Below are 22,890 nucleotides of genomic sequence, written 5' to 3' on the forward strand. Positions count from 1 at the left end.
TCGTTCATACGTCTCGCAGGAGCGGTTCCGGCTCGGCTCGCGACCTGTGGCGGCGACGGTGTAGAGGAGTGTCGTGACGTCCAACCGACGTGGTGGCCCTAGCGGCCTGGTGAGTGTGCTGACCGCGGCCGCGCTGGTCTTCTCGGCGTGCGGCGGTCACACCGACACCGCAGCCACGAAGATCGAGTGCGGCGGCAAAAAGGAACTCCAGGACGCCGGTTCCACCGCGCAACAGAATGCGATCGAACAATTCGTCTACGCCTACATCCGGGCCTGCCCCGGTTACACGCTGGACTACAACGCGAACGGCTCCGGGGCCGGGGTGGAGGAATTCGTCAACAACCGGACCGATCTCGCCGGCTCCGACGTGCCGTTGGACCCGTCGACCGGTCAGCCCGACCGGGCCGCGGCCCGGTGCGGTTCGCCGGCGTGGGATCTGCCGACGGTTTTCGGCCCGATCGCGGTGACCTACAACGTCAACGGAGTGAGCAGGCTGAATCTGGACGGGCCCACGACCGCAAAGATCTTCAACGGCACCATCACCCGATGGGACGACCCCGCGATCAAGGCCCTCAACGCCGACACCGGCCTGCCGCCGACGCCCATCCACGTGATCTTCCGCAGCGACAAATCGGGGACCACGGCCAACTTCCAGAAGTACCTCGACGGCGCGTCCGACGGCGCCTGGGGCAAAGGCGTCGGCGAGACGTTCCACGGAGGTGTCGGTGACGGCGCCGCGGGCAACAACGGCACGTCGGCGCTGCTGGAGACGACCGACGGGTCGATCACCTACAACGAGTGGTCATTCGCCGTGGGCAAGCAGCTGCACATGGCCGGCATCATCACCTCGGCAGGCCCGGACCCGGTGTTGATCACCACCGATTCCGTTGGCAAGACGATCGCCGGCGCACGTTTCCAGGGGCAAGGCAACGACCTGGTGCTGGATACGTCGTCGTTCTACAAGCCGACACAGTCCGGCGCCTACCCGATTGTGCTGGCGACCTATGAGATCGTGTGCTCCAAATACCCGGACGCGGCAACGGGTAAGGCGGTAAAGGCGTTTATGCAGGCCGCGATCGGCCCCGGCCAGGAGGGTCTGGAGCAGTATGGATCCATTCCACTGCCGAGCTCGTTTCAGGCAAAGCTGGCGAAGGCGGTCAATGCTATCTCGTGATCGGGTGAAGGGAGCGCGGCCGTGACCGATGCGCAGGCGGGGGCGCGGTTCGGGCCCTATGAGTTGCGGCGATTGCTGGGCCGCGGCGGTATGGGCGAGGTCTATGAGGCCGAGGACACCCGTAAGCGCCGGGTGGTCGCGCTGAAGTTGATCTCGCCGGAGTTCTCCGGTGACCCGGTGTTTCGTGCCCGGATGCAACGTGAGGCCGACGCCGCCGGACGGCTAACCGAGCCACACGTGGTGCCCATCCACGACTACGGCGAGATCGACGGCAAGCTGTTCCTGGAGATGCGGCTGGTCAACGGCACCGACCTGGCCACGCTGTTGAAGCGGTCCGGGCCGTTCAGCCCGGCACGCGCGGTGGCCATCGTGCGCCAGATCGCCGCCGCGCTGGACGCCGCCCACACCACCGGCGTGACGCACCGCGACGTCAAACCGGAGAACATCCTGATCACCGACGACGACTTCGCCTATCTCGTGGACTTCGGTATCGCCCGCGCGGCCACCGATCCGGGGCTGACCCGGGCCGGGATCGCCATGGGCACCTACAGCTACATGGCTCCGGAGCGATTCACCGGCGACGAGGTCACCTATCGCGCCGACATCTATTCACTGGCCTGTGTGCTCAACGAATGCTTGACCGGGTCACCTCCGTATCCGACCGACAGCATCGAACGGGCCGTCGGCGCACATCTGACCCAGCCCGCCCCGCAACCCAGCCGGTTGCGACCCGGGCAGGTCCCGCAGGCGTTCGACGGGGTGATCGCCAAAGGCATGGCCAAGGATCCCGGGGAGCGCTACCGCAGCGCCGGTGAACTGGCCGCCGCCGCCCACCAGGCGCTGAGCGGACCCGAGCAGGATCAGGCCACCACAATTTTGCGGCGGTTGGACCCCGACGCGCCCACGCCGGTCGGACCGGGATCCGTATCGGGCTACCCCGCACCCGGCTCCGCGGATATCCCGCTGGGTCCGGCCCAGCCGTCGCCTCGCGCTGAGACGATGGCTGCGCCGGTGCCACCGCGCGCCGGCAGCTGGCGGGACCGGCCCGGACCCGAGCCGCCCGCGGGTCCGGCCGGGCCACCCGGGTTCGGCCAGCCACCGGGCGCGCCGGCGCCCGACTTCGCACCGGGTGCGCCGCGACCCCGTTCCAAGCGCAAGCTGTGGATCCTGCTGGGCGCCGCGGCACTGCTCGTCGTCGCCGCCGTCGGGTATGTGGTAACCCGGCCGTCGCACCCCTCGACACCGGTGTCCGGGCAGACGGTACTGCCGTTCAAGGGCATCGACTTCCGGCTCTCGCCCGGCGGGGTGGCCGTGGACAGCGCCGGCAACGTCTACGTCACCAGCGAGGGCATGTACGGCCGGGTGGTGAAGTTGGCCAACGGGTCGAGCACCGCGACGGTGCTGCCGTTCAACGGGCTTTACCAGCCTCAGGGCTTGGCGGTTGACGGCGCCGGCGCGATCTACGTCACCGATTTCAACAACCGGGTTGTGATGCTGCCTGCCGGCTCGAACAGCCAGACGGTGCTGCCGTTCGACGGCCTCGATTACCCCGAAGGGGTCGCCGTCGATGCGCAGGGAAGTGTGTATGTCGCCGACCGCGGCAACAGCAGGGTGGTGAAGCTGGCGGCGGGTGCCAAGACCCAGACCGTGCTGCCGTTCGACGGCCTCAAGAATCCCGATGGTGTGGCGGTGGACGGCGCCGGCAACATCTATGTCGCCGACACCGACAACAACCGGGTGGTCAAGCTGGACGCCGGATCCAACAACCAAACCGTGCTGCCCTTCCGCGAACTCTCCGTGCCGTGGGGTATCGCCGTGGACTCGGTCGGCAATGTCTATGTCACCGAGCACAACAAGAACGATGTGGTGAAGCTGGCGGCCGGCTCGAACACCGCGACCGTGCTCCCGTTCACCGGGCTCAACACCCCGTTGGCGGTGGCGGTCGACGGCTCGGGGAATGTGTACGTCGCCGACCGCGGCAACGACCGGGCGGTCAAGCTGACGCTCTGATGCCGCTACTGCGCTCCGGCCGGCTCTTCCAGGCACACGATGCCGCTGCGGTCCACCTCGTGCACCCGGCCCGTGGAGAGGTCGAAGAACATCCCGACGATTCGTACCGCGCCGGACGCCAATGCCGGGGCCAGGATCGGGTTTCGGGCAAGTCTTTCCACCTGCACTGCCACGTTGACGATGGCGAGCTGGTCAGCTTCGGTGAAGCCGTTGGACACCGCGCTCAGCCGCGCGGGATGGTTGTCGCGGAATGCGGCCAGGCTCTCGTGTGCATGTTGCAGCCAGTGACCCATGGGACCCGGCGGACTGGTCGGCTGCAGCAACACGTTCAACGCGTGGCATGACGAATGTCCGCACACCGCAACTGAACTCACGTCGAGTTCGTTGATCGCGAAGTCGAGGGCGGCGTCCACCGAGCACTCGGCGGGATCGGTCGGTACCAGGTTGCCGACGTTGCGGATGATGTAGAGGTCACCAGGACGGCTGGCGGTGATGACGTCCGGCATGATCCGGGAGTCGGCGCAGGTGAGAAACAACGTGTCCGGGTTCGGCGGATCCGTCAGGGCGTGCACCTGGTGGTGCAGTGCTCGGGCGCCGTTGCGATGGTACTCCTCGACGCCGTGCAGGATGGAAGCACGCTCGGGATGCTTGTCGCGCCGCGACGGCCAGGCAACATCCCGCAATGACTTGGGCGCGAAGTGACGTTTCGGCGGACTGCTGTGCGCGCTGATCATATTCGCCGGCGACGTCTCGATGATGGCGACCGATCCGCCGGTCGCCTCGTGCGCGGTTTTCCAATCCGAAATCGCCTCGGACACCGCGTGATCGATGTAGTCCGCGTTCAGGTGCAGCGTCACGTCGGTTCCCCGCGGCAGCGTCGAGAGTACGTGGGTCAGCCGGGGCAGGAGCAAGAAGCTCAGCGTGCCGTCCATGTCGACCCGCCAGTGCTTGGCCTCTGCCCCCACCGGCTTGGCCTCGATGGGCGCACGCACCACCCGGACCAGCAAGAACAGGATCGCGACCGCAAGCCCGATAGCCACACCCTCGAGCAGGTTGAGAAATACGACACACACGATGGTGATCGTGTAGATGACGAAATTGCCGGTGCGCAAGGCCATTCGGATGTGAGCCAACTTGACCAGCTGGGCGCCGATCACGATCAGCAAACCGGCCAGCGCCGCTTTGGGGATGAGTTCCACCAGGTTGGTGAACAGCGACGCGAACAGCAGGATCCATACCCCGTGCAATATCCCCGACATCCGGGTTCGGGCGCCGGCGGCCACATTGGCCGAACTGCGCACGATGACCCCGGTGACGGGCAGCCCGCCGAGGAATCCGGACACCATATTCGCGCTGCCCTGCCCGATCATTTCCCGGTTGAAGTTGGTGCGCGGCCCCTTGTGCAGCTTGTCGACACCGACCGCGCACAGCAGCGATTCGACGCTGGCGATCAGGGCGATGGTGAGGATACCCACGGTGATCGCGCCGATCTCCTGGGTCCACGGTCGGCCGTCGGGTGACATGTCGGGGAGATTCGGCAAGCTGATAGCCTCGAAAAAGTTGCCGGACAAGGTAACTCGCTCGACGTCTAGTCCAGTGACCTGTGCGAGCGCGGTTGCCGCCACGATGGCCACCAGGGCCCCCGGAACCATCCGCGCCTTGGCCGGAAGCTTCGACCACAACAGCAAGATGGCGATGACGGTGCCGCCGACGATCACCTCGTGCAGTTCGTGATGCAGGATGCCGTTGGGCAGTGCCACGATGTTCTGCCACGCCGAACTCCGGGACGACCCACCCACCAGCACGTGAATCTGCTGCAACGCGATGGTGATGCCGATGCCGGCCAGCATGGCGTGCACCACCACCGGAGCAATGGCAAGCGCGGCGCGGGCCATCCGGCTCACGCCGAAGGCGATCTGCAGCGCACCTGCGCCGATGGTCATCAGGCATAACATCGGCCAGCCGACCTGTTCGATCAGGCCGGCGACCACCACGGTCAGACCCGCAGCCGGTCCGCTCACCTGAACCGACGACCCGCCAATGGCCCCGGCGACAATGCCACCTACCACCGCGGCGATTAATCCGGCCGCCAGCGGAGCGCCCGAGGCGATCGCGATCCCCAGCGACAGCGGCAACGCGACCAGAAAGACGACGAGCGACGCCGGAACGTCGTGCCGCAGGTTGACCAAGATCGACCGTGATCGAGTTTCGGTACGTAAGGCGGAGTCCTGGACAGCGGCGCTCATATCGTGGCTCCTCGAAGCGATCAAAAGGTCGGCGGCGGCAGAACCGCTTCCCCTCGTGCCGACGCCCCTGCTGCCCACCGGCTTGAAAGAGAGTTCATATTGGGTAAATGGCGAATATGTGAAGTGACGGAATACGACCATGTAATCCTCTACGCGGCTCTCTACGAGGTCAGCGCGGGGCAGGTCAATTCATCGGTAACTCAAAGAAAGCTGTGGACCGTGACACCTGGACTTTAGGGTTCGGTCAGAAACATGTCGTTGTGCTCGCCGGGGGCCGGCGGGGGGTCGGTGACCACCGCGTTGAAGCTCGAATAGCGCGCCGGCGTTCGGATCACGGTGACGGCGTCGTCCCCGCGGCCGACTTCGACGGCTAGCTGGTTCTCGGCGAACAGCGGGGTGTCGACGACCTGTTTCCAGGTATAGGGCAGGCAGGCCATCAGACCGCCCTCTTGCAGCAGCTCAACCCATTCGGCGGCGGTCTTGGCGGCCAGTGCCGAGTGAAGTTCGTCGGTCAACTCGTGGTAGTGGATCGCCCGCGCGCGCTGGTCGATGAACCGCTCGTCGTCCAGGAGATCGGGCCGGCCGATGAGCTGGCACAGCTTGTTCCAATGCTTGGGCACATAGGCGCTGATCAACAGGTATCCGTCGGCGGCGCGGAACGCGTCGGACGGCTGGGTGGCAAAGCCGACCCCTTTACGCCGCTTGGCTTGCGGCGCGGAATCGGGCTTGGGCCGGTCGCCGCTGGTCTTGTTCAGATGCATGGTGAGCTGGTTGGCCTGCAGGCCCACCGCGACGTCGTACATGGCCACCCGGACGGTGTCGGCCACCCCGTGGCGCTCGCGGTTGAGCAGCGCGGCCAACACCGCCTGGGCCAGCACGTGGCCGCTGGCGTTGTCGACCAGTTGGAACGGGATGATCTGCGGTTTGCCGTCCGGTGTGGGCATCCCGGTGGTCATGCCGGCTTCGGCGGCGACCATCAGGTCGACACCGGGCCGGTTGCCATGCGGGCCGTTGCCGCCGAACGCCGACAGGCGCGCATAGATCAGTTTCGGGTTGCGGGCTCGCAAGTCCTCGGGCCCCAGGCCCATGCGTTCCATGACGCCCGGGCGAAAGCCTTCCAGCAGCACGTCGGCGGTGTCGGCGAGCCGCAGTATCTGCTGCCTGGCCGCGCCGGTGGTCAGGTCCACCGTCACCGATTTCTTGCCCCGGTTGTTGGGCAAGAAATACGTGGGCAGCGGCGGACGTCCGGGAAGGACCGCGGTGATGTGGCGAGCCGCCTCACCGCCGGGCGCCTCGATCTTGATCACCTCGGCGCCCAAATCGGCCAGCACCTGTCCGGCCAGCGGACCGGCGACGTTCTGGGTGAAATCGAGGACCCGAAACCCGTCGAGTGGCTTGGCAGGTATGTCGTTCCGCATCGGCGAACCCTTCCCTGTTTCCCTCACGTGTGGCCGCCTGCCGGCGCAGCGCCGCCGTGCAGTAGTAGTTCTCGGCAAGTGCGGTGGTCTTGAAAGCGAAGACTTGCGCCACGTCGATCTCGAAGACCGTCGTTCCCCCCCGCCCAGGGCGGCCGGTATCCGCGGGTGTCCAGCCCGGAGGTCAGGATGACGACCTGGCGGATGCCCGCGGGCATCCCGTCGTGTTGGGCCGCGACGAAAAACGCGTCGATGTAGCGGGTGCGCGCCGCCTGCTGGTCGGTCATCCGCTGCATGCCCCACGGGGCATCGGGCAGGTCGACGTCCTCGGGCCGGAGTTCGTCGCTGGCCCACCGGATGAAGAAGTCGATGCCGCCAGCGCGCAGCAGCGGTTCGGCCAACGGGTCGTCGATCAGGGCGGCCCGGGTGGCGCGGGCGCGGCTGGCCGCCACCATGGTCGCCGTGGCACCCACGCTGGAAGCCAGGTCCCAGGTGTCGTTCTCGGTGCGCCCCATCTGCGATCTCCTCGACGGCCTATTGGTCAGTCAGACTAATTGCCATCACTTCGGTCACAGTGGGCCGGTCGAAGCGGGCGTCGGGCAAGGGTTGCCCCTAACATCGTCGGGATGGACACCGGGATCTCGCAGACCGACCACTGCCACGGGGTGACGCCCGCGACGCCGACGACCGGGCGGGACTCCGAATGGCAGCACAACGCGGTGTGGGCGCGCCGGCTGGCGTGGGTCAGCCTGGCCGTGCTGCTCGTCGAGGGCGGCATCGGGCTGTGGCAGGGCCTGGCGGTGCGATCCGTGGCCTTGACCGGGTGGGCTCTGGCCGGCGGCTCCGAGGGCCTGGCCAGCGCCATGGTGCTGTGGCGCTTCACCGGCGACCGCACCCTGTCCCAGACCGCCGAGCGGCGCGCGCAACGCGGAGTCGCGGTGTCGTTCTGGCTGACCGCCCCCTATATCGCCGCCGAGTCCCTGCACCACCTGGCCGGCCGCCAGCACGCCGAAACCTCGGTGCTGGGCATCGCGTTGACGGCCATCGCGCTGGTGCTGATGCCGATTCTCGGCTGGGCCAACCACAAATTGGGCGCCCGTCTGAAATCGGGGGCCACCGAAGGCGAAGGCACCCAGAACTATCTGTGCGCCGCGCAGGCCGCCGGGGTGCTGCTGGGCCTGGCGATTACGGCCGGCTGGCCCGGCGGCTGGTGGGTCGACCCGGTCATCGGGCTCGCCATTTCCGGTGTGGCGGTGTGGCAGGGGGTCCGGTCCTGGCGGGGGCACGACTGCGGCTGCTAACGCGCTCGGCGGGACGCGAGATTGCCGCCAGGGGTGTGGTAGGCGGCTCATCCACAGCCATGACGGCAATCTCGGCGTAACCGGTTTCAATCCAGGCGGTAGCGGATCAACCGAGAGCTGTTGGCCACCACCGCCACCGACGACGCGTTGTGCAGGATGGCGGCCAGCACCGGGGACAGCGCGCCGCCGGCCCCGATCAGCAGTCCGGCCGCATTGACGGCGATGGACATGCCGTAGTTCTGCCGGATCACTTCCACTGCCCGACCACCCAGGTCTCGCACGTCGAGCAGCCGATGCAGATCGTCGTTGGCCAGCGCCACATCAGCGGTCTCGACGGCGACGTCGGTTCCGGCCAGCCCCATGGCGATCCCGATGTCGGCGGCGGCCAGCGCAGGGGCGTCGTTGACGCCGTCGCCGACCATCCCGACGACGTAGCCGTCGTCCTGCAGTTCGCGCACCACCTCGAGCTTGTCCTCCGGCATCACCTCGGCGCGCCACTCGTCGATGCCCAACTCCTCGGCGACCACCTTGGCGATGTCGGGATGGTCACCGGTGAGCATGACGATGCGGCGAACACCGTTGTCCCGCAACTCCTTCAGCACCTCGGCCGCCTCGGGCCGTACCTCGTCGCGCAGGCTGATCAGCCCCACCAGCGTGCCGTCCACGGCCAGCAGCAGCGGAGTCTCGGCCTGGCGTCGCAGGGTGTCGACCCATTCCGATGCCTTCTTGGAGACCTTGACGTTCTCCGACCGCAACAGCGACGGGCTTCCCAGTAACAGGGTCCGACCGTCGGCCCAGGTTCGCATGCCCAGGCCGACCAGCACCTCACACTCCTCGTGCGGCGGGATGCTGATCCGGCGTTCCTCGGTCGAGCGGATCACCGCTTCGGCCAGCGGGTGCCGGGAGTGGATTTCCGAGCTGGCGGCATAGGCCAGCACCTGTTCGGGCTCCCAATCCTTATGCATGGCAATGATATTGGTGACCACCGGCCGTCCTACGGTCAGCGTCCCGGTCTTGTCGAACACGATCGCGTCGACCCGGCCGGCCTGTTCCAGGTGCGAGCCGCCCTTGATCAGGATGCCGCGGCGCGCCCCGTTGCCGATCGCCGCGCTGATCGCCGTCGGGGTGGACAGGCCCACCGCACAGGGGCAGGCGATCAGCAGCATGGTCATGGCCCGCCGGACGTCCCCGGTGATCAGCAAGGTGATCGCGGACACGATGAACGAGGTGGGCACGAAGCGGCGGGAGAAGTTCTCCCCGACGGTTTGGATCGGAGCGCGATCCTGTTGCGCCTCTTCGACTCTGCTGATAATGCGGCCGATCGTGGTTTGGTTGCCCACGGCCTGGGCGCGCACCACCAGGCGCCCGCGCACCACCACCGAACCCGCGTGCACGTGCGTCCCGACCACGACGCTGACCGGGAGGTTCTCCCCGGTGATCGCCGACTGGTTGACGATGGCCTCGCCGTTGACCACCTCACCGTCGACGGGGATGGCGACATGGTCGTGCACCACCACCTCGTCGCCGATCTGCACGGTGTCGATCGGCACCTGGACTTCAGCGCCGTCCTGCAACCGGATCCAGGCGGTGTCCTGGTTGCCGCGCAGCAGCTCAGAAATCGCCCGCCGGGTCCGTCGCAGCGTCAGATCCTGCAGGTACTCACCGATATTGAGCAGCCACAGCACGGTGAGCGCGACGACGTTTTCCCGCAGGATGAGGCTGGCGACGGTGGCCGCCGAGACCAGCGCGTCGGTACCCGCCTTGCCGGAGCGCAGCGAGCGCAGTGCGCCGCGTAGGAACGGGTAGCCGGTGAAAATGGTGACGCCGGTGGCGACCATCCGGCCGCTGGGGCCCAACAGCGGCGGCTGCTTGAACACATAGCGGCGCACCCCGAGCAGGGCCAGCGCCGCCCCGCCGATGACCATGCGCAGCACGTCGGCGTTGCGGATTTCCGAGGAATGCGGGGCCCGCGCCGGAATGAACTCGGCCGCGACCTGCTGCGCGTCGTTGATCGCCTGCAACACCGCCGAGCGGTCGCAACGCCGCGGCGAGTACCACACCACGACCGACCCGGTGCGCGGGTAGGCGTGCACCACCCGCACTCCGTTCTGCTTGGCGACGGCCTCTTCGACCGCAACCGCCCGGCGGGAATTACCGCGCACCCAGCCGACGTGGACCCGCATGCGCCCGGCCGCATCGGAAACCACTTGGTGAGGAACGGATTGAGGAATTGCCAGCGTCATCTCGAGTGGCTCAGTGGTCGTGGTCGTGGGCGTGAGCAACGGCAGGAGTGGGCGCCTCCTCGCCGATGCGCTCCCGGGCCTCGGCCATCACGTCGGAAATCTTGAGCCTGGCCGATTCCGCGGCCTCCTCGGCCTTACGAGTGCCACGCAGACCAAGCTCTGCGGCCGACACGGCGGTCTGGTGCAACGGGGCCTTGGCCGCCATCTTCTTCAACACCTCATAGGCGGTGACCCCGGCCAGACCGGTGATCACCGTAGTTGCTGCCTTCGCAAAGATCGCCTGCACTGCCATTGCTTGAACCTCTCTATTGGTCGTGTCGTCACCCTGTGGGCTAGGTTGCGGTGCCGAAATTAACATAGAAATATGGCAATATCAATATGTATTGCCGTTCGGGTGTCGAGTCTGCGAACGTCGGTGTCGGTCGCCGACACCTTCGCGCGCGGCGCAGGAAATCGGCGTCTGTCGGTAACCGGTACGAGTCCGCGTTCCCTCCGGCATAGTTGGGATCGGTAGCAATCCGGCCGCACTGGAATGGCTTCAGGCAGGCGCGTCATCGGGTCGCGCCGGGCGCAAGGGAGACACCCATGAACGGACTGCGGGGACTAGCGGGCACAGTGGCCGCCAGTTTTGCCGTGGCGGTATTCGCATCGGGCACTGCCCAGGCGGACGGCCCTAGCTACCAGGGTGGGAACTGCCCGCCGGGAATGACCTGCACGCACTGGTTCCCCGGTGACCCCCCTCCCCCGGGAAGTCAGGTGCTCAGCTGGGACTGGAATGTTCCCCACGACTGGTACTGGAATTCCGAAGGCATTGTCGACGTGATGACCAAGACCATGTACCCGTGGAGGGGCAGCCCGCACCCGACGCCTTAGCTTTAGCCCTGCTTTCGCCGGGTGCAGCGTCCGGCGCTCCGCCCGGTTGGTTGCGGCAGATCTTGTCCGCCATGCCACCGGTTGGTGGGTGGTTACAGGACACGGGTGACCTTTTCGGTCTCAATCCGGCGTTGCAGCACCCCGGCGTCGGGATTGGTCACCTGTACCAACGAGGCGCCGACGACGAAAACCGCGAGCAAGCCGTCCACCAGCTCATCGGGTGTGGACCAGGACGCGCTGGAAAGCACCCGATCGTTTGCCGTCAAACCTCTTGCCGTCGCGGAGTTTTCGCAGTCGGCCAGCACCTGGGCCACCGATCGGCCGGCCAGCGCCGGCCCGGGGTGGCGCTCGGCAATGATCTGGTCGCCGTGGACCCGTACCGCCGTGGCGTAGTCGGTGACCCCGATCGGGAGGTCGGGCGCCGGCCGGCCGAACGGATCCATCGACAACACCGCCACCTCGCCGCCGGCAACCGCCGCATCGGCCTCGTCGAGCCGCGGCGCGGTGCACAGAGCCAGATCGGCCGGGCCGTCGAGCACTACCTCGGCGCCGATCCACCACACCCCGAACAGCACGGCCGCCGTTTGCCAATGTGCCGGCAGCAACACCGCGACCCGGCTGGCTGGCCCGGCGGCCAGCTCGTCGCGCAGCAGGTTCCCGGTCTTGGCTGCCCAATTCGCCAGGGTCGCCGCTGACAGCTCGATGCGCTCGCCGGTCATGTCGTCGTAGTAGGTGATACGGGGGCCGACCGGATCGGCTCGCAGCATCGGGTCGAGGATCGCTGCCGACAGCGTGGTCAGTTGATGCACTCCGGATTATCTGAGCCCGCGGTCAGGATCGGCGAGGGCGGGGGAGCGGTGTCCGAGGTGCCGGCATTCCCGGAATTCGAAGCGCGGGCAGGCGTCATGGTGCCGCTCGAGTTAGCCTCAAGGCCCGAGCCCGGTCCGGTGTAGTCGTTGGCCAGTACCACCCGGACCGTTCCCGGTGGTACGGACGAGTCGGCGACGATCGGTAGCCCGCCCAGTTCCTTGGCCACCTGCTGCGCGCCCAGGTCGTCGGTCTTGGGGGCCCGCACCTGGCTGCCCTTCACGTGGCCGCTGTCGTTGTTGCCCACCGAACCCGTGCCGAATCCCTTGGCGCTCAATACTTCCGAAACAGCTGCGGCCAGTCCGTTGATGTCGGTGTCGTTGGCCACGTCCGCGGTGGTCTTGGCCGGGGTGTAGGCCAGCTGCTCGGTCTTGCCCTCGTCCTGCTCGTGCAGCAGCCCACCCACCCAGTCGGCCACCTGGTGCGGGTCCACCCGCACCACGCTCTGCATCCCGTCGTCGCTCCAGCCGGCGCCGTCGAGCACCGGGATGGTGGCAAAGGCGACGTTGCCGCCGGACAGGCTCTGCATCTGCTTGACGAAATCCATGATGTCCCAGCCCGACGACAACACCACCGAGCGCTGCACGGCCTGCTCCAGCCGCTTGAGCGTGGCCGGGCTGGACAGCGTCTTGCCGGAGATGACCCGGTGGGCGAGCGAGGCCATCACCGCCTGCTGGCGCACCACCCGGTCTAGGTCGCCGCGCGGCAACTCGTGGCGCTGGCGGACGAAGCTCAGCGCCTGCGGACCGTTGAGCTTCTGCCGCCCGGCCGGGAAGTCGGCGCCCGAAAGCGGTTCGTAGACAGGTTCTTTGAGGCACACGTCGACGCCGCCGAGCGCGTCGGCGATCAACGCGAAACCGAGCAGGCCGATCTCGGCGTAGTGGTCGACCGTGACGCCGGTGAGTTCGGCCACCGTCTTGATCAGCGCCTCGCGACCGGCTTCGGTGCCCGCCGCCGCCGCCTCGGCTGCAGAAGCGCCGGCTTGGACCAGTCCGGCCCGCTTGGCCTCCCGGGTCTGGCCGTAGACGCCGTTGATCTTGGTCTTGCCCAGGCCGGGGGCCTGGACGTAGGAGTCGCGCGGGATGGATATCGCGGTGGCCGACTTCCCGTTGTTGGGGATGCGGATCAGGATGATCGTGTCGGTGTTGGTGGCTTCCTCGTCGCCGGCGCGCAATGTCGCCAGTTCCTCGGCGGACAGCGGGTTGCCGTGGGCATCGGTGCGGCTATCCAGGCCGACCAACAAGATGTCGATCGCCCCGTCGTCGCCGCCGTGGCCCAGCGAGGGCGCGGACATGTGGAAGATGCCGTCTTCGAACGACCGGACGTTGGTCCATGCCAATCCGGTGCCGAGGACGACCGCGACGGCCGATGCGGTGCACACCGCACGAACCACACGTTGCACAGGCATCACTGTAGGCTACTTGCGTCACAGCTACTTTCCGGGTAGCACGGGTCGGCGTGCCAGACTCAAACGCATGTCGGGCAGGATCGTGATCAGCGGTGCGGGCGGGCAGCTGGGCCGCGTTGTGGCTGTGCAGGCGGGCCTCGCGGGCCGCGAGGTGCTGGCGCGGACGTCGTCGCAATGGGACATCACCGACCCGGGCGCGGCCGACCTGATCATCCGAAACGGCGACATCGTGCTCAATTGCGCCGCCTACACCGACGTCGACGCCGCCGAAAGCGACGAGGCCCGCGCCTACGCCGTGAATGCCATCGGGCCGGAAAACCTCGCGCGTGCCTGCGCGCGTGTCGACGCCCGGCTGATCCACGTCTCGACCGACTACGTGTTCAACGGCGACTTCGGCGGCGCGCCGCCACATCCCTACGAGCCCGGCGACGCAACCGCGCCGCAGAGTGTGTATGCCCGCAGCAAGCTCGCCGGTGAACAAGCGGTGCTGGCGGCGTTGCCGGAAGCCGTCGTGGTGCGCACCGCGTGGGTCTACACCGGCGGGGACGGCACGGACTTCGTGGCCGTCATGCGCCGGCTGGCCACCGGTGACGGCCCGGTAGACGTGGTCAGCGACCAGACCGGATCACCGACCTATGTGGCCGACCTGACCGCCGCGCTGCTGGAAGTGGCCGGCGCCGGCGTACCCGGCGGGGTGTTACATGCCGCCAACGAGGGTGCGGTCTCCCGGTTCGCCCAAGCTCGCGCGGTGTTCGAAGAATGCGGCGCCGACCCGGGGCGGGTGCGCCCGGTCAGCAGTGACCGGTTCCCGCGGCCCGCGCCGCGGCCGAGCTACTCGGCGTTGGGTGGGCTGGCCTGGGCCGCGGCCGGCTTGACCCCGCTGCGGCCCTGGCGCAGCGCGCTGGCGGCGGCCCTGGCGGCAGCTTGCGGCGCAGCCCCGGGACATCCCACGCCATGACCGTTACCCTCTACGCGTGACTGACGTCTTGCCGGTCGTCGCGGTGACCTATTCGCCGGGCCCGCACCTGGAGCGGTTCCTGGCGTCGTTGTCGCTGGCCACCGAGCGTCCGGTCGGTGTGTTGCTGGCCGACAACGGCTCCACCGACGGAACACCGCAGGCGGCGGTCGAGCGCTATCCCAACGTGCGGCTGCTGCCGACGGGAGCCAACCTCGGCTACGGAACCGCGGTGAACTTCACCGTTTCCCAGCTCGACCGGCTCGGTGAGGACTGGCTGCCCGACTGGGTGATCGTGGCCAACCCGGATGTGCAATGGGGGCCGGGCAGCATCGATGCCCTGCTGGGCGCCGCCGAGCGCTGGCCCAATGCGGGTGCGCTGGGTCCGCTGATCCGCGACCCCGACGGCTCGGTGTACCCGTCGGCACGCCACCTGCCGAGCCTGATCCGCGGCGGCATGCACGCGCTGCTCGGACCGGTATGGCCGGGTAATCGGTGGACGAAGGCCTACCGCCAGGAGCATCTGGAGCCCAGTGAGCGGGCGGTCGGTTGGCTGTCGGGGTCGTGTCTGTTGCTACGACGCTCTGCCTTCACCCAGGTGGGCGGGTTCGACGAGCGCTACTTCATGTACATGGAGGACGTCGACCTGGGCGATCGGCTCGGCAAGGCCGGCTGGCTCAGCGTCTATGTGCCGTCGGCCGAGGTCCTGCATCACAAGGGGCACTCGACCGGACGCGACCCGGCGACGCATCTGGCGGCGCATCACCAAAGCACCTACATATTCCTGGCGGATCGCCATGGCGGCTGGTGGCGTGCGCCGCTGCGCTGGACGCTGCGGGGATCACTGGCGGTGCGTTCTCGTCTCATGGTGCGCAGTTCGCGCCGGAAACTAGTAGAAGGGCGGCACTGAGTTGGCAGGTCGGCAAGTCGATGCGGTGATCCTGGTCGGCGGCAAGGGCACCAGGCTGCGGCCGCTGACGTTGTCCGCGCCCAAACCCATGCTCCCGACCGCCGGGCTGCCGTTTCTGACCCATCTGCTGTCGCGCATCGCGGCGGCAGGGATCGAACACGTCATCCTGAGCACGTCATACCGGGCCGAGGTGTTCGAAGCCGAATTCGGCGACGGGTCCAAGCTGGGTCTGCAGATCGACTACGTGACCGAAGAGCATCCGTTGGGCACCGGCGGCGGCATCGCCAATGTGGCTGACAAGTTGCGCTACGACACCGTGATGGTGTTCAACGGCGACGTCCTCTCCGGGGCCGACCTGAACCAACTGCTGGAATTCCACGACACCAACCAGGCTGACGTCACCCTGCACCTGGTCCGGGTGGGTGACCCGAGGGCCTTCGGCTGTGTACCCACCGACGCCGACGGCCGGGTCACCGCCTTTCTGGAGAAGACCGAGGATCCGCCCACCGACCAGATCAACGCCGGATGCTATGTGTTCAAGCGCGAGATCATCGACCGGATTCCCCGGGGCCGCGAAGTCTCGGTGGAACGCGTGGTCTTTCCGGCATTGCTCGCCGACCCCGACGTCCGGATCTGCGGCTATGTCGATGCCACGTACTGGCGGGACATGGGGACACCGGAAGACTTCGTGCGCGGGTCGGCTGACCTGGTTCGCGGCATCGCTCCGTCGCCGGCCCTGCACGGCCATCGCGGTGAGCAGCTGGTGCACGACGGCGCGGCGATCTCGCCCGGGGCGCTGCTGATCGGCGGCACGGTCGTCGGGCGGGGCGCCGAGATCGGTCCCGGCGCCCGGCTGGACGGCGCGGTCATCTTCGACGGCGTCAAGGTGGAGGCCGGCAGCGTGATCGAGCGATCGATCATCGGCTTCGGCGCCCGCATCGGGCCCCGGGCGCTGATCCGCGACGGCGTGATCGGCGACGGCGCCGACATCGGCGCGCGCTGCGAACTGCTGCGTGGCGCCCGGGTGTGGCCCGGGGTCTCCATTCCCGACGGCGGCATCCGCTACTCGTCCGACGTCTGAGCTTGTTCGCCGTCGGGCGTGACGCTGGCGTCACGCCCGACGCCGAACGTGACGCTGGCGTCACGCCCGGCGTGTCGCCCGAGTTGCTTGAGTCACCAGGTACGCCAGCGCGTGGTCGGCTCCGGGCGGTAACTCCTCGGCCGGCCACCACCGCAGGTCCTCGGACTCGTCGCTGATCGCGATCTGCGCCCCGGCCGGCGCATGCGCCACGAACTGCAGATCCAGGTGACGCGTCGGCACTCCCAACGAGCAGGTGACCGGGTGCACGTGCACCGCGACCAGTTCGGGCGCCAGTCGCAAACCCGCGATGCCGGATTCCTCGGTCGCCTCGCGCAGCGCCGCGGCGACCACGTCGCGGTCATCGTCCTCGCAGTGGCCGCCCAGCTGCACCCAACGACCGAAGCGGCGATGCAGACACAGCAGCACCTGGGTGCCGCTGTCGTCCAGCACCAGCGTGGAGGCGGTGATGTGGCCGGCTTCGCAGTCGCGCCGGCACGCGTCGGCGCGGGCATGCACGAACGCCAGCACGGCATGCCGCAGCGAGTCCTGGCCCGGATCGGGAGCCTGCCAATCGGTCAGGGTGGCGATCACCGAATCCCGGATGCTCAACGCGACCCCCGGTTGCGTCGGCGATCGCGAAGGGTGGACCACGCCGCCCGGCAGCTCGTGACCAGGTCCGGCGACAGACCGAGCCGCTCGATCAGGACCTGGCGATCCACAATGTCGAGGGCCTTCTCCGTCTCGTTCGCCTTCAGCAGCAGATCGACGTCGCGGGCAAGTTCGATGCTCGCGGACGCCGGCGGCGGGACCGGCAACAGCTCGGCCTCACCCGGCTCGAGCTCCAGGACGCCACCGCCGTAACTGCGGCCCATGATCTCGGCGAACGCGAACGTCGCGCTGTTGTGGAAGACGGCGGCGAGCCTTGCCGGATCGACGGCGGGGCCCACCCGTACCCGATGCACGGTGTCGGTGCTCGTCGCCGCGGCCGCATTGACCGTCAGGCGCGGCGCGCAGTGGATTTGGCGCAGCATGAAAAGGTCCGGAATCCACAGCGACGGCGTGCGCCACCACGGTTTGCGGATCGAGCACTTATAACCCAGGTGAACCCCGGCGGCCTCGCCGGCGGCAAGGTGTGCGGCCAAAGCGGGATCTGTGCGGGTGATGGGGGCGTCCAGCAGCCAGGTTCGGTGCCCGGCGGCGACATCGCTTGCCCGGCAATCGTCGTCGTAGACCAGACCGCTGAGTTGGGCGCTGCGAGAGACCAGCGGAACGCAGTGCCGCCGCAGCCCCCGCGCGGCCGCCTCGACGTCGGTGAAGGTGAAGAAGCTGTTGCGGCCGGTCACGATGCCCACGTCCACCTCCGCCAGGTCGCCGAGCCTGACCATGGCCCCGGACCGGCGCAGTGCGCGTAACAGCTCGACCTGACCCGGCTCGAGGAAATAGGTGGTCCACTTCTCTTTTTCGTGAAGCAGTGCCGGAGCGGTCTCGCCGGTGAGGTTCGCGCGCTCGAGTCCACCGGCGCCGGCGAGGTTGACCGTGCGTATCCGCGCCGGGCCCGCGCCGACCACTCCGCAGAACAACACGACTTCTTGCAGGATCGCGTCGAATACCAATCGCTCGAAAGTCACCAGCGTGATTTCGCGATAACTGCTCAGCAGAAATTCCCGCAGTTGCGCCGCGTAGCCGACCTGCAACAATTCCGCCGGAACCACCAGGCCCACTCGTCCGCCGTCGCGCACCAGGTTTGTGCTGGCCACGACGAACGGGACCCAGGCATTGGTCAGCTTCGTCGGGCGCAGGCCCGCGCTTCGCATCAGCTCCAGGGCCGGTGCCCGCTGATCGGGCGCCCAGTTGCCGAAGCGGATATAGGGCGGGTTGCCGGCGATACCGTCCCAGCTGCCGGGTCGGGTCGTATGCAGCCAGCTGAAAAAGTTGTCGACGTCGACGGCTGCGAATTCTCGCGACTTTTTCGCTTCCCGCTCAACGAGTTCCACACCGTGCGCCCGGCACGTCAGCGCAGCCAGTTCCCGCAGAATCCGGCCATCCCCGCAGGAGGGCTCCAGGATCCGTGGGCCGGCCTCGCAGACCCACCGGGCAAGGAACCGGGCCACCGCGGGCGGCGTGTAGTAGCCGCCGCGAACTTTGTCGGCGGACGCGGCGGCCTTACCGGCGAACATTGTCACTTGCGGATCAGCAGATCCCCGACGGGCGCCGGGTCGCGCACCCCCGTCGGCTCTTGGGGGTAGCCGATCGCGATGGCGCCCAACGGCTCCCAGTCGGCAGGCAACCGCAATTCGGCACGCACCAGATCGGCGGCGAAGATCGTCGAGCCGATCCAGCAACTGCCCAGTCCACGCACCGCCAGGGCGACCAGCAGAGCTTGCACCGCGGCTCCCACCGCGACGGTGAACATGGTGTGCTCGGCGTGGCCGCGGGCCGCGTCGGGGTAGGCGTGGGCGCCCTCGGGAACCAGCATCGGGATCACGACTTCGGGTGCGTCGTAAAGGATTTGGCCGCGGGCGACGCGGCGTTCGACGGCGTCGGCCGGCTTGCCGTCGCCGGCCAGATCGGAGCGCCACTTGTCTTTCATCCGGTCGAGCAGCCGGGTGCGCACCGCCGGCGTCTGTAACCATACGAAGCGCACCGGCCGGGTGTGGTGCGGGGCCGGCGCGGTGAGCGCCTCGGCGACCGCGGATTCGACGAGTTCCGGCGGTACCGGCTCGGGGTTGAACCGGCGAACCGACCTGCGCAACAGCTGGGCCTGTCGACGCCCCAGCTCGATGGCTTCGGCGGTCCCGAGCCAGAACAGGTCCTCGGCGCCCGGCCGCACCAAGCGCCGCGCCGTGGAGCCGTCGTCGCGCACCGGCAGCCCGCGGACCACGGCCACCGGTAGCGCCGTCAACTTGCCCTTGACCAGATCGGCGGCGGCGGCGATCTCGTCGGCGACCGCGATCTCGGTGACGACCAACTCGTTGCCGTGCCGGTCCAGGGCGCCCGCATAGTTATGCAACACCGCCAGACCGGCGGCGCCGACCGCGGCGTCGATCTGGCCGCAGCGCCAGGCTCGTCCCATGGTGTCGGTGACCACCACAGCCACGGTGACACCGAGGCGTTCGCGCAGCCCGGCGCGCAGCGCCGCGGCGCTGGCGTCGGGATCGGCGGGCAGCAGCGCCAATTCATTCCGGTTGACGTTGGATCCGTCGACCCCGGCGGCGGCCTGCACCAGCCCGAGTCGGTTCTCGGTGATCAACGTCTTGCCCTTGCGGGCCAATATCCGTACCGCTTCGTCGTCGATCAGGTTGCGACGCAGCCGATCTCGCGCCTCCTCGGACTCCGGTGCCGGCACCAGCCGGCCCTCGCACTTGGACACCACCTTGCTGGTGACCACTACGACGTCGCCGTCGCACAGCCAGGGCGCGGCCGCGGCGATCGCCGCGCTCAGGTCATCGCCAGGGCGGAATTCGGGAAGCCCGGTGACAGGCAGGATTTCGACGGCCGATCCGGTGCCGTGCTCGCTCACGCCGCCACGCCCGCAAGCTCCAGCCCGGCGCTCACCATCTCCGCGGTTGCCTTCGGGTCGCTCATCAACAGCGGTATCGATCGCACCAGCACGCCGTCGATATCGGCCTGATCGCCCTCGGCGACCAGCCAGCAGTCGAGTATGCCGGTGCCGGTGCGCGCGCCGTAGTGCCGGCCCACCGCCGCCGCGGTGGAATCCACCCCGAGCACCGAAAGACACGCATCGGCCATGCCGCGCAACGGTTTTCCCCCGATGATCGGCGAGTAGCCGACGATCGGCGCTGAGGTGGCCCGCAGGGCGGCCCGGATTCCGGGGACCGCCAGGATGGCGCCGATGCTGACCACCGGGTTGGACGGAGCCAGCATGACGACGTCGGCCTCGGCGATGGCGGCCACCACTTCTGTTGTAGCACTAGCTGTTTCGGTGCCGATGAAGGCGAAGCTGTGGGTCGGCACCTGGGCGCGGTAACGCACCCACCACTCCTGGAAGTGGATGGCACGCCGGGATCGGGTCTCCGGGTCGGTGATCACCACGTGGGTTTCGCAACGGTCGTCGCTGACCGGGAGTAACGTCGCCCCCGGTTGCCAGCGGTCACACAGTGCCGCGGTGATCTGCGACAGTGGGTAGCCGGCCCGCAGCATCTGAGTGCGCACCAGGTGGGTCGCCAGATCCCGGTCGCCGAGCTGGAACCAGTCCGGCTGCACGCCGTAGCGCGCGAGTTCCTCTTTGACGTGCCAGGTTTCGTCGCGATGACCCCAACCGCGCTGCGGATCGACACCGCCGCCCAGGGTGTACATGCAGGTGTCCAGGTCCGGGCAGACACGCAGCCCGTGGATCCAGGCATCGTCACCGATGTTGACCACCGCCGTCAATTCGTGACATGCGTCGTGTCCCGGTATGGCAAACTGTCCCAGGCCGAGCAACTGCTGGACCCCCAACAGAAAGCGGGCGCCGCCGACTCCCCCCACGAGAACGGTGACCTTCACACCGCAGGACAGTACCCGCCGGGGACGGGGGATCAGGGCGGGGTTGCCGCGCTTTCACGCCGGCCCCTGACCGGCCCCCCGAGGGGCCCCTGACGGGCCCCTGACGGTCATTGTGACGAAGTGCACTAGACACGCCGTACAACGAACCGAAACAGAATCGCGGAAATTTGATCACGAGATGGTATGGAAATGCGCCGGAATGCTTGACCCGGCTGCCCAATGCGTGTCTAATCACATCAGTGTCATTTCCCGGTTGGCCGGCCGGTTTCGGTGTCGCAGACCGAGATTCGATCACTAGTTCGAATTGGGTTAACCGCACATCAAAACAGTGGCAAACCATTTCACGATCTATTAGGTGAGGAGGCGGCGGCATGTCCTATGAGCACCTTAGGGGTGTGATGGCAGGCGCACCGCACACCGCTGCCGGCTCGGCGACAGTGCCATCGATGGAGATTGCCCGACCGCACTTGAGTTTGGTTCCCGACGCGTTCGAGCCTCAGCCGGCGCCGGCTCCCGTCGAGCCGCCCGCCGACCAGTGGCAGGACCGCGCCCTTTGTGCCCAAACGGATCCCGAGGCGTTCTTTCCGGAGAAGGGCGGCTCGACCCGCGAGGCAAAGAAGATCTGCCTCGGCTGCGAGGTGCGCCACGAGTGCCTGGAATACGCGCTGGCTCACGACGAGCGTTTCGGCATCTGGGGTGGCCTGTCGGAGCGCGAGCGTCGCCGCCTCAAGCGCGGAATCATCTGAGCGGGATCCTGTTCGGGATCTAGGGCAGCCCGGCGCTCAGTCGTCGTCGATCGTCGGGTCGACGACCGAGGGCTCGACATCCAGATAGCTGGCCACCTGGGCCACCAAGATTTCGTGCAACAACTCGCCAAGCTCCAGGGTGTCCTTCGCCCGTCGCTCAATTGGCTTGCGGAACAACACGATTCGTGCCCGCGTGGCATTGCCGCGGACGTCGACCCCTGCCGGTATCAGCCGGGCAAGCGGGATCGGCCCGTCGGCGATGACTTCGGGCGGCCACTGCACGCTCTCGGGATCCTTGGCCGAGATGCGCGGGATCTCGTCGACCGCGACGTCCAATTCCGACACCCGCTCCTGCCAGCGGCGCTCGATGGGTTCGTAGGCTTCCAGCACCGCCATGTCGAACCGCTCGGACCGGCTGCGCCACCCCGGCACCGTCGGCGGCAGCAGCGGGCCACGCCACTCGCGGCCCCGGCGCCGCACCCGACGCGCCGCCGCGGATCTGCCACCCGGCCGGCCGCTGCGCGGGTAGCCGCGGGAATCGGTCACGCGCCGATGGTAACGGTTGCACATCGCGGCTGGCACGGATGCGCGTGTCCGCCGCTCCGGCGGCGTTTCCGCACGATAGCCTTTCGGTCGTGAACGTACCCCGTCGCTGCTGCCGGCCCGGGTGTCCGCACTATGCAGTGGCAACGTTGACGTTCGTCTACTCGGACTCGACGGCGGTCGTGGGTCCGCTCGCCACCGCACGCGAACCGCACTCCTGGGATCTGTGCGTCAGCCACGCCGGCCGCATCACCGCGCCGCGCGGGTGGGAACTCGTGCGCCATGCCGGACCGCTACCCACCAATCCCGATGAGGACGATCTGGTTGCGCTGGCCGACGCGGTGCGCGAGGGCGGCCCCGTCGCTGCCGGGGCCTATTCGGTGGCCCATCCCGGCAGAAACGGCTCGCCGCACAACGGCTTCCCCGATCCCGTGGTCCACCACGCCGGTGTTCAGGCCGGTGTTCATGCTAAGGCTCCGAATGGTGGGGTGTTCGCGCCGTCTGAACATCGCAATGGACGTCGCCGTGGACACCTTCGGGTGTTGCCCGATCCACCCGACTAGTCACGACTGGCCCGGCCGATTCCCGCAGCCGGTTCGGCTCCGGTCCGGA

At 68.0% G+C, this 22,890-nt stretch carries 20 protein-coding genes and 1 pseudogene; 9 read left to right on the forward strand and 12 right to left on the reverse strand.

The window, feature by feature from the left end; genetic code table 11:
* Window positions 1-73: 73 nt before the first annotated feature.
* Both pstS and B4U45_RS20840 read left to right on the forward strand, forming a co-directional pair.
* Entirely contained in the window at window positions 74-1,174 is a 1,101-nt protein-coding gene (gene pstS, locus B4U45_RS20835) for a phosphate ABC transporter substrate-binding protein PstS (RefSeq protein ID WP_089025024.1), read from the forward strand.
* Window positions 1,175-1,195: 21 nt separating this feature from the next.
* Window positions 1,196-3,184, forward strand: coding sequence for a serine/threonine-protein kinase PknD (locus B4U45_RS20840; protein WP_075547767.1), 1,989 nt, complete (start codon window positions 1,196-1,198; stop codon window positions 3,182-3,184).
* A 5-nt stretch (window positions 3,185-3,189) separates the two neighbouring features.
* On the opposite strand, the gene B4U45_RS20845 is transcribed toward B4U45_RS20840, so the two are convergent.
* The 3 genes and pseudogenes from B4U45_RS20845 to B4U45_RS20855 form a co-directional block, all read right to left on the reverse strand.
* The gene (locus B4U45_RS20845; protein ID WP_075547768.1) at window positions 3,190-5,430 is read right to left on the reverse strand and encodes a SulP family inorganic anion transporter; all 2,241 of its coding nucleotides are present in this window, start codon (window positions 5,428-5,430) and stop codon (window positions 3,190-3,192) included.
* 233 nt (window positions 5,431-5,663) lie between these two features.
* Window positions 5,664-6,848, reverse strand: a complete 1,185-nt coding sequence (locus B4U45_RS20850; protein WP_089025023.1) for a CoA transferase — start codon at window positions 6,846-6,848, stop codon at window positions 5,664-5,666.
* Between the two features lie 73 nt (window positions 6,849-6,921).
* Window positions 6,922-7,360, reverse strand: a pseudogene (locus B4U45_RS20855) (class I SAM-dependent methyltransferase); the annotation flags it as partial.
* Between the two features lie 111 nt (window positions 7,361-7,471).
* Here B4U45_RS20855 and B4U45_RS20860 point away from each other — a divergent pair.
* The gene (locus tag B4U45_RS20860) at window positions 7,472-8,146 is read left to right on the forward strand and encodes a cation efflux transmembrane domain-containing protein (RefSeq protein WP_075547771.1); all 675 of its coding nucleotides are present in this window, start codon (window positions 7,472-7,474) and stop codon (window positions 8,144-8,146) included.
* Window positions 8,147-8,232: 86 nt separating this feature from the next.
* Here B4U45_RS20860 and ctpC read toward each other — a convergent pair whose 3' ends face one another.
* On the reverse strand, window positions 8,233-10,389 hold the full coding sequence (gene ctpC / locus B4U45_RS20865) for a manganese-exporting P-type ATPase CtpC (RefSeq protein WP_075547772.1): 2,157 nt from the start codon (window positions 10,387-10,389) through the stop codon (window positions 8,233-8,235).
* 10 nt (window positions 10,390-10,399) lie between these two features.
* Window positions 10,400-10,681 (reverse strand): DUF1490 family protein, encoded by a 282-nt coding sequence (locus tag B4U45_RS20870; RefSeq protein WP_075547773.1) that lies wholly within the window; start codon window positions 10,679-10,681, stop codon window positions 10,400-10,402.
* Window positions 10,682-10,974: 293 nt separating this feature from the next.
* Here B4U45_RS20870 and B4U45_RS20875 point away from each other — a divergent pair, with 293 nt between their 5' ends.
* Entirely contained in the window at window positions 10,975-11,262 is a 288-nt protein-coding gene (locus B4U45_RS20875) for a hypothetical protein (RefSeq protein WP_241780270.1), read from the forward strand.
* Window positions 11,263-11,354: 92 nt separating this feature from the next.
* Here B4U45_RS20875 and B4U45_RS20880 read toward each other — a convergent pair whose 3' ends face one another.
* On the reverse strand, window positions 11,355-12,071 hold the full coding sequence (locus tag B4U45_RS20880; RefSeq protein WP_198929534.1) for a TIGR03089 family protein: 717 nt from the start codon (window positions 12,069-12,071) through the stop codon (window positions 11,355-11,357).
* Window positions 12,059-13,540 carry an LCP family protein gene (locus B4U45_RS20885; RefSeq protein ID WP_371686909.1) on the reverse strand — a complete coding sequence of 494 codons (1,482 nt, stop codon included), beginning with the start codon at window positions 13,538-13,540 and terminating at the stop codon, window positions 12,059-12,061. The genes B4U45_RS20880 and B4U45_RS20885 overlap by 13 nt, the downstream gene beginning before the upstream one ends.
* 64 nt (window positions 13,541-13,604) lie before the next feature.
* Here B4U45_RS20885 and rfbD point away from each other — a divergent pair, with 64 nt between their 5' ends.
* From rfbD to manB, 3 genes are read left to right on the forward strand one after another with little or no spacing between them, the layout of a single operon-like run.
* The gene (gene rfbD / locus B4U45_RS20890; protein ID WP_075547775.1) at window positions 13,605-14,495 is read left to right on the forward strand and encodes a dTDP-4-dehydrorhamnose reductase; all 891 of its coding nucleotides are present in this window, start codon (window positions 13,605-13,607) and stop codon (window positions 14,493-14,495) included.
* Between the two features lie 16 nt (window positions 14,496-14,511).
* The gene (locus B4U45_RS20895) at window positions 14,512-15,402 is read left to right on the forward strand and encodes a glycosyltransferase family 2 protein (protein ID WP_075547776.1); all 891 of its coding nucleotides are present in this window, start codon (window positions 14,512-14,514) and stop codon (window positions 15,400-15,402) included.
* A 1-nt stretch (window position 15,403) separates the two neighbouring features.
* Entirely contained in the window at window positions 15,404-16,483 is a 1,080-nt protein-coding gene (gene manB / locus B4U45_RS20900) for a mannose-1-phosphate guanylyltransferase (RefSeq protein ID WP_075547777.1), read from the forward strand.
* Window positions 16,484-16,543: 60 nt separating this feature from the next.
* Here the strand turns inward: manB and B4U45_RS20905 are convergent, their stop codons facing one another.
* From B4U45_RS20905 to cofD, 4 genes are read right to left on the reverse strand one after another with little or no spacing between them, the layout of a single operon-like run.
* Window positions 16,544-17,092, reverse strand: coding sequence for an NUDIX hydrolase (locus B4U45_RS20905; protein ID WP_075547778.1), 549 nt, complete (start codon window positions 17,090-17,092; stop codon window positions 16,544-16,546).
* A complete protein-coding gene (locus B4U45_RS20910) occupies window positions 17,089-18,660 on the reverse strand; it encodes an Eco57I restriction-modification methylase domain-containing protein (protein WP_075547779.1) in 1,572 nt (523 codons plus the stop codon). Before B4U45_RS20910 ends, B4U45_RS20905 begins: the two co-directional genes overlap by 4 nt.
* Before the next feature lie 2 nt (window positions 18,661-18,662).
* Window positions 18,663-20,003 carry a coenzyme F420-0:L-glutamate ligase gene (locus tag B4U45_RS20915; RefSeq protein ID WP_122526383.1) on the reverse strand — a complete coding sequence of 447 codons (1,341 nt, stop codon included), beginning with the start codon at window positions 20,001-20,003 and terminating at the stop codon, window positions 18,663-18,665.
* Window positions 20,000-20,989, reverse strand: a complete 990-nt coding sequence (gene cofD / locus B4U45_RS20920; RefSeq protein WP_075547781.1) for a 2-phospho-L-lactate transferase — start codon at window positions 20,987-20,989, stop codon at window positions 20,000-20,002. The genes B4U45_RS20915 and cofD overlap by 4 nt, the downstream gene beginning before the upstream one ends.
* A gap of 398 nt (window positions 20,990-21,387) precedes the next feature.
* On the opposite strand from cofD, the gene B4U45_RS20925 reads away from it, so the two are divergent.
* Window positions 21,388-21,735: a WhiB family transcriptional regulator gene (locus B4U45_RS20925; RefSeq protein ID WP_036391130.1), complete on the forward strand. Its 348-nt coding sequence runs from the start codon at window positions 21,388-21,390 to the stop codon at window positions 21,733-21,735.
* Between the two features lie 36 nt (window positions 21,736-21,771).
* On the opposite strand, the gene B4U45_RS20930 is transcribed toward B4U45_RS20925, so the two are convergent.
* Complete coding sequence (locus tag B4U45_RS20930; protein ID WP_371686920.1) at window positions 21,772-22,305, reverse strand: metallopeptidase family protein; 534 nt, start codon at window positions 22,303-22,305, stop codon at window positions 21,772-21,774.
* A 65-nt stretch (window positions 22,306-22,370) separates the two neighbouring features.
* Between B4U45_RS20930 and B4U45_RS20935 the strand changes: the two genes are divergently transcribed.
* Window positions 22,371-22,841, forward strand: coding sequence for a DUF3499 domain-containing protein (locus B4U45_RS20935; RefSeq protein ID WP_183154970.1), 471 nt, complete (start codon window positions 22,371-22,373; stop codon window positions 22,839-22,841).
* Window positions 22,842-22,890 lie beyond the last annotated feature (49 nt).

The sequence above is a fragment of the Mycobacterium persicum genome, from assembly GCF_002086915.1.
Taxonomy (GTDB): domain Bacteria; phylum Actinomycetota; class Actinomycetes; order Mycobacteriales; family Mycobacteriaceae; genus Mycobacterium; species Mycobacterium persicum.

Coding starts and splice junctions, on each gene's coding strand:
- B4U45_RS20845 (WP_075547768.1), bottom strand. CDS start 5,430: ATGAGCGCCGCTGTCCAGGACTCCGCCTTACGTACCGAAACTCGATCA.
- B4U45_RS20850 (WP_089025023.1), bottom strand. CDS start 6,848: ATGCGGAACGACATACCTGCCAAGCCACTCGACGGGTTTCGGGTCCTC.
- B4U45_RS20860 (WP_075547771.1), top strand. CDS start 7,472: ATGGACACCGGGATCTCGCAGACCGACCACTGCCACGGGGTGACGCCC.
- ctpC (WP_075547772.1), bottom strand. CDS start 10,389: ATGACGCTGGCAATTCCTCAATCCGTTCCTCACCAAGTGGTTTCCGAT.
- B4U45_RS20870 (WP_075547773.1), bottom strand. CDS start 10,681: ATGGCAGTGCAGGCGATCTTTGCGAAGGCAGCAACTACGGTGATCACC.
- B4U45_RS20875 (WP_241780270.1), top strand. CDS start 10,975: ATGAACGGACTGCGGGGACTAGCGGGCACAGTGGCCGCCAGTTTTGCC.
- rfbD (WP_075547775.1), top strand. CDS start 13,605: ATGTCGGGCAGGATCGTGATCAGCGGTGCGGGCGGGCAGCTGGGCCGC.
- B4U45_RS20910 (WP_075547779.1), bottom strand. CDS start 18,660: ATGTTCGCCGGTAAGGCCGCCGCGTCCGCCGACAAAGTTCGCGGCGGC.
- B4U45_RS20925 (WP_036391130.1), top strand. CDS start 21,388: ATGGCAGGCGCACCGCACACCGCTGCCGGCTCGGCGACAGTGCCATCG.
- B4U45_RS20930 (WP_371686920.1), bottom strand. CDS start 22,305: ATGTGCAACCGTTACCATCGGCGCGTGACCGATTCCCGCGGCTACCCG.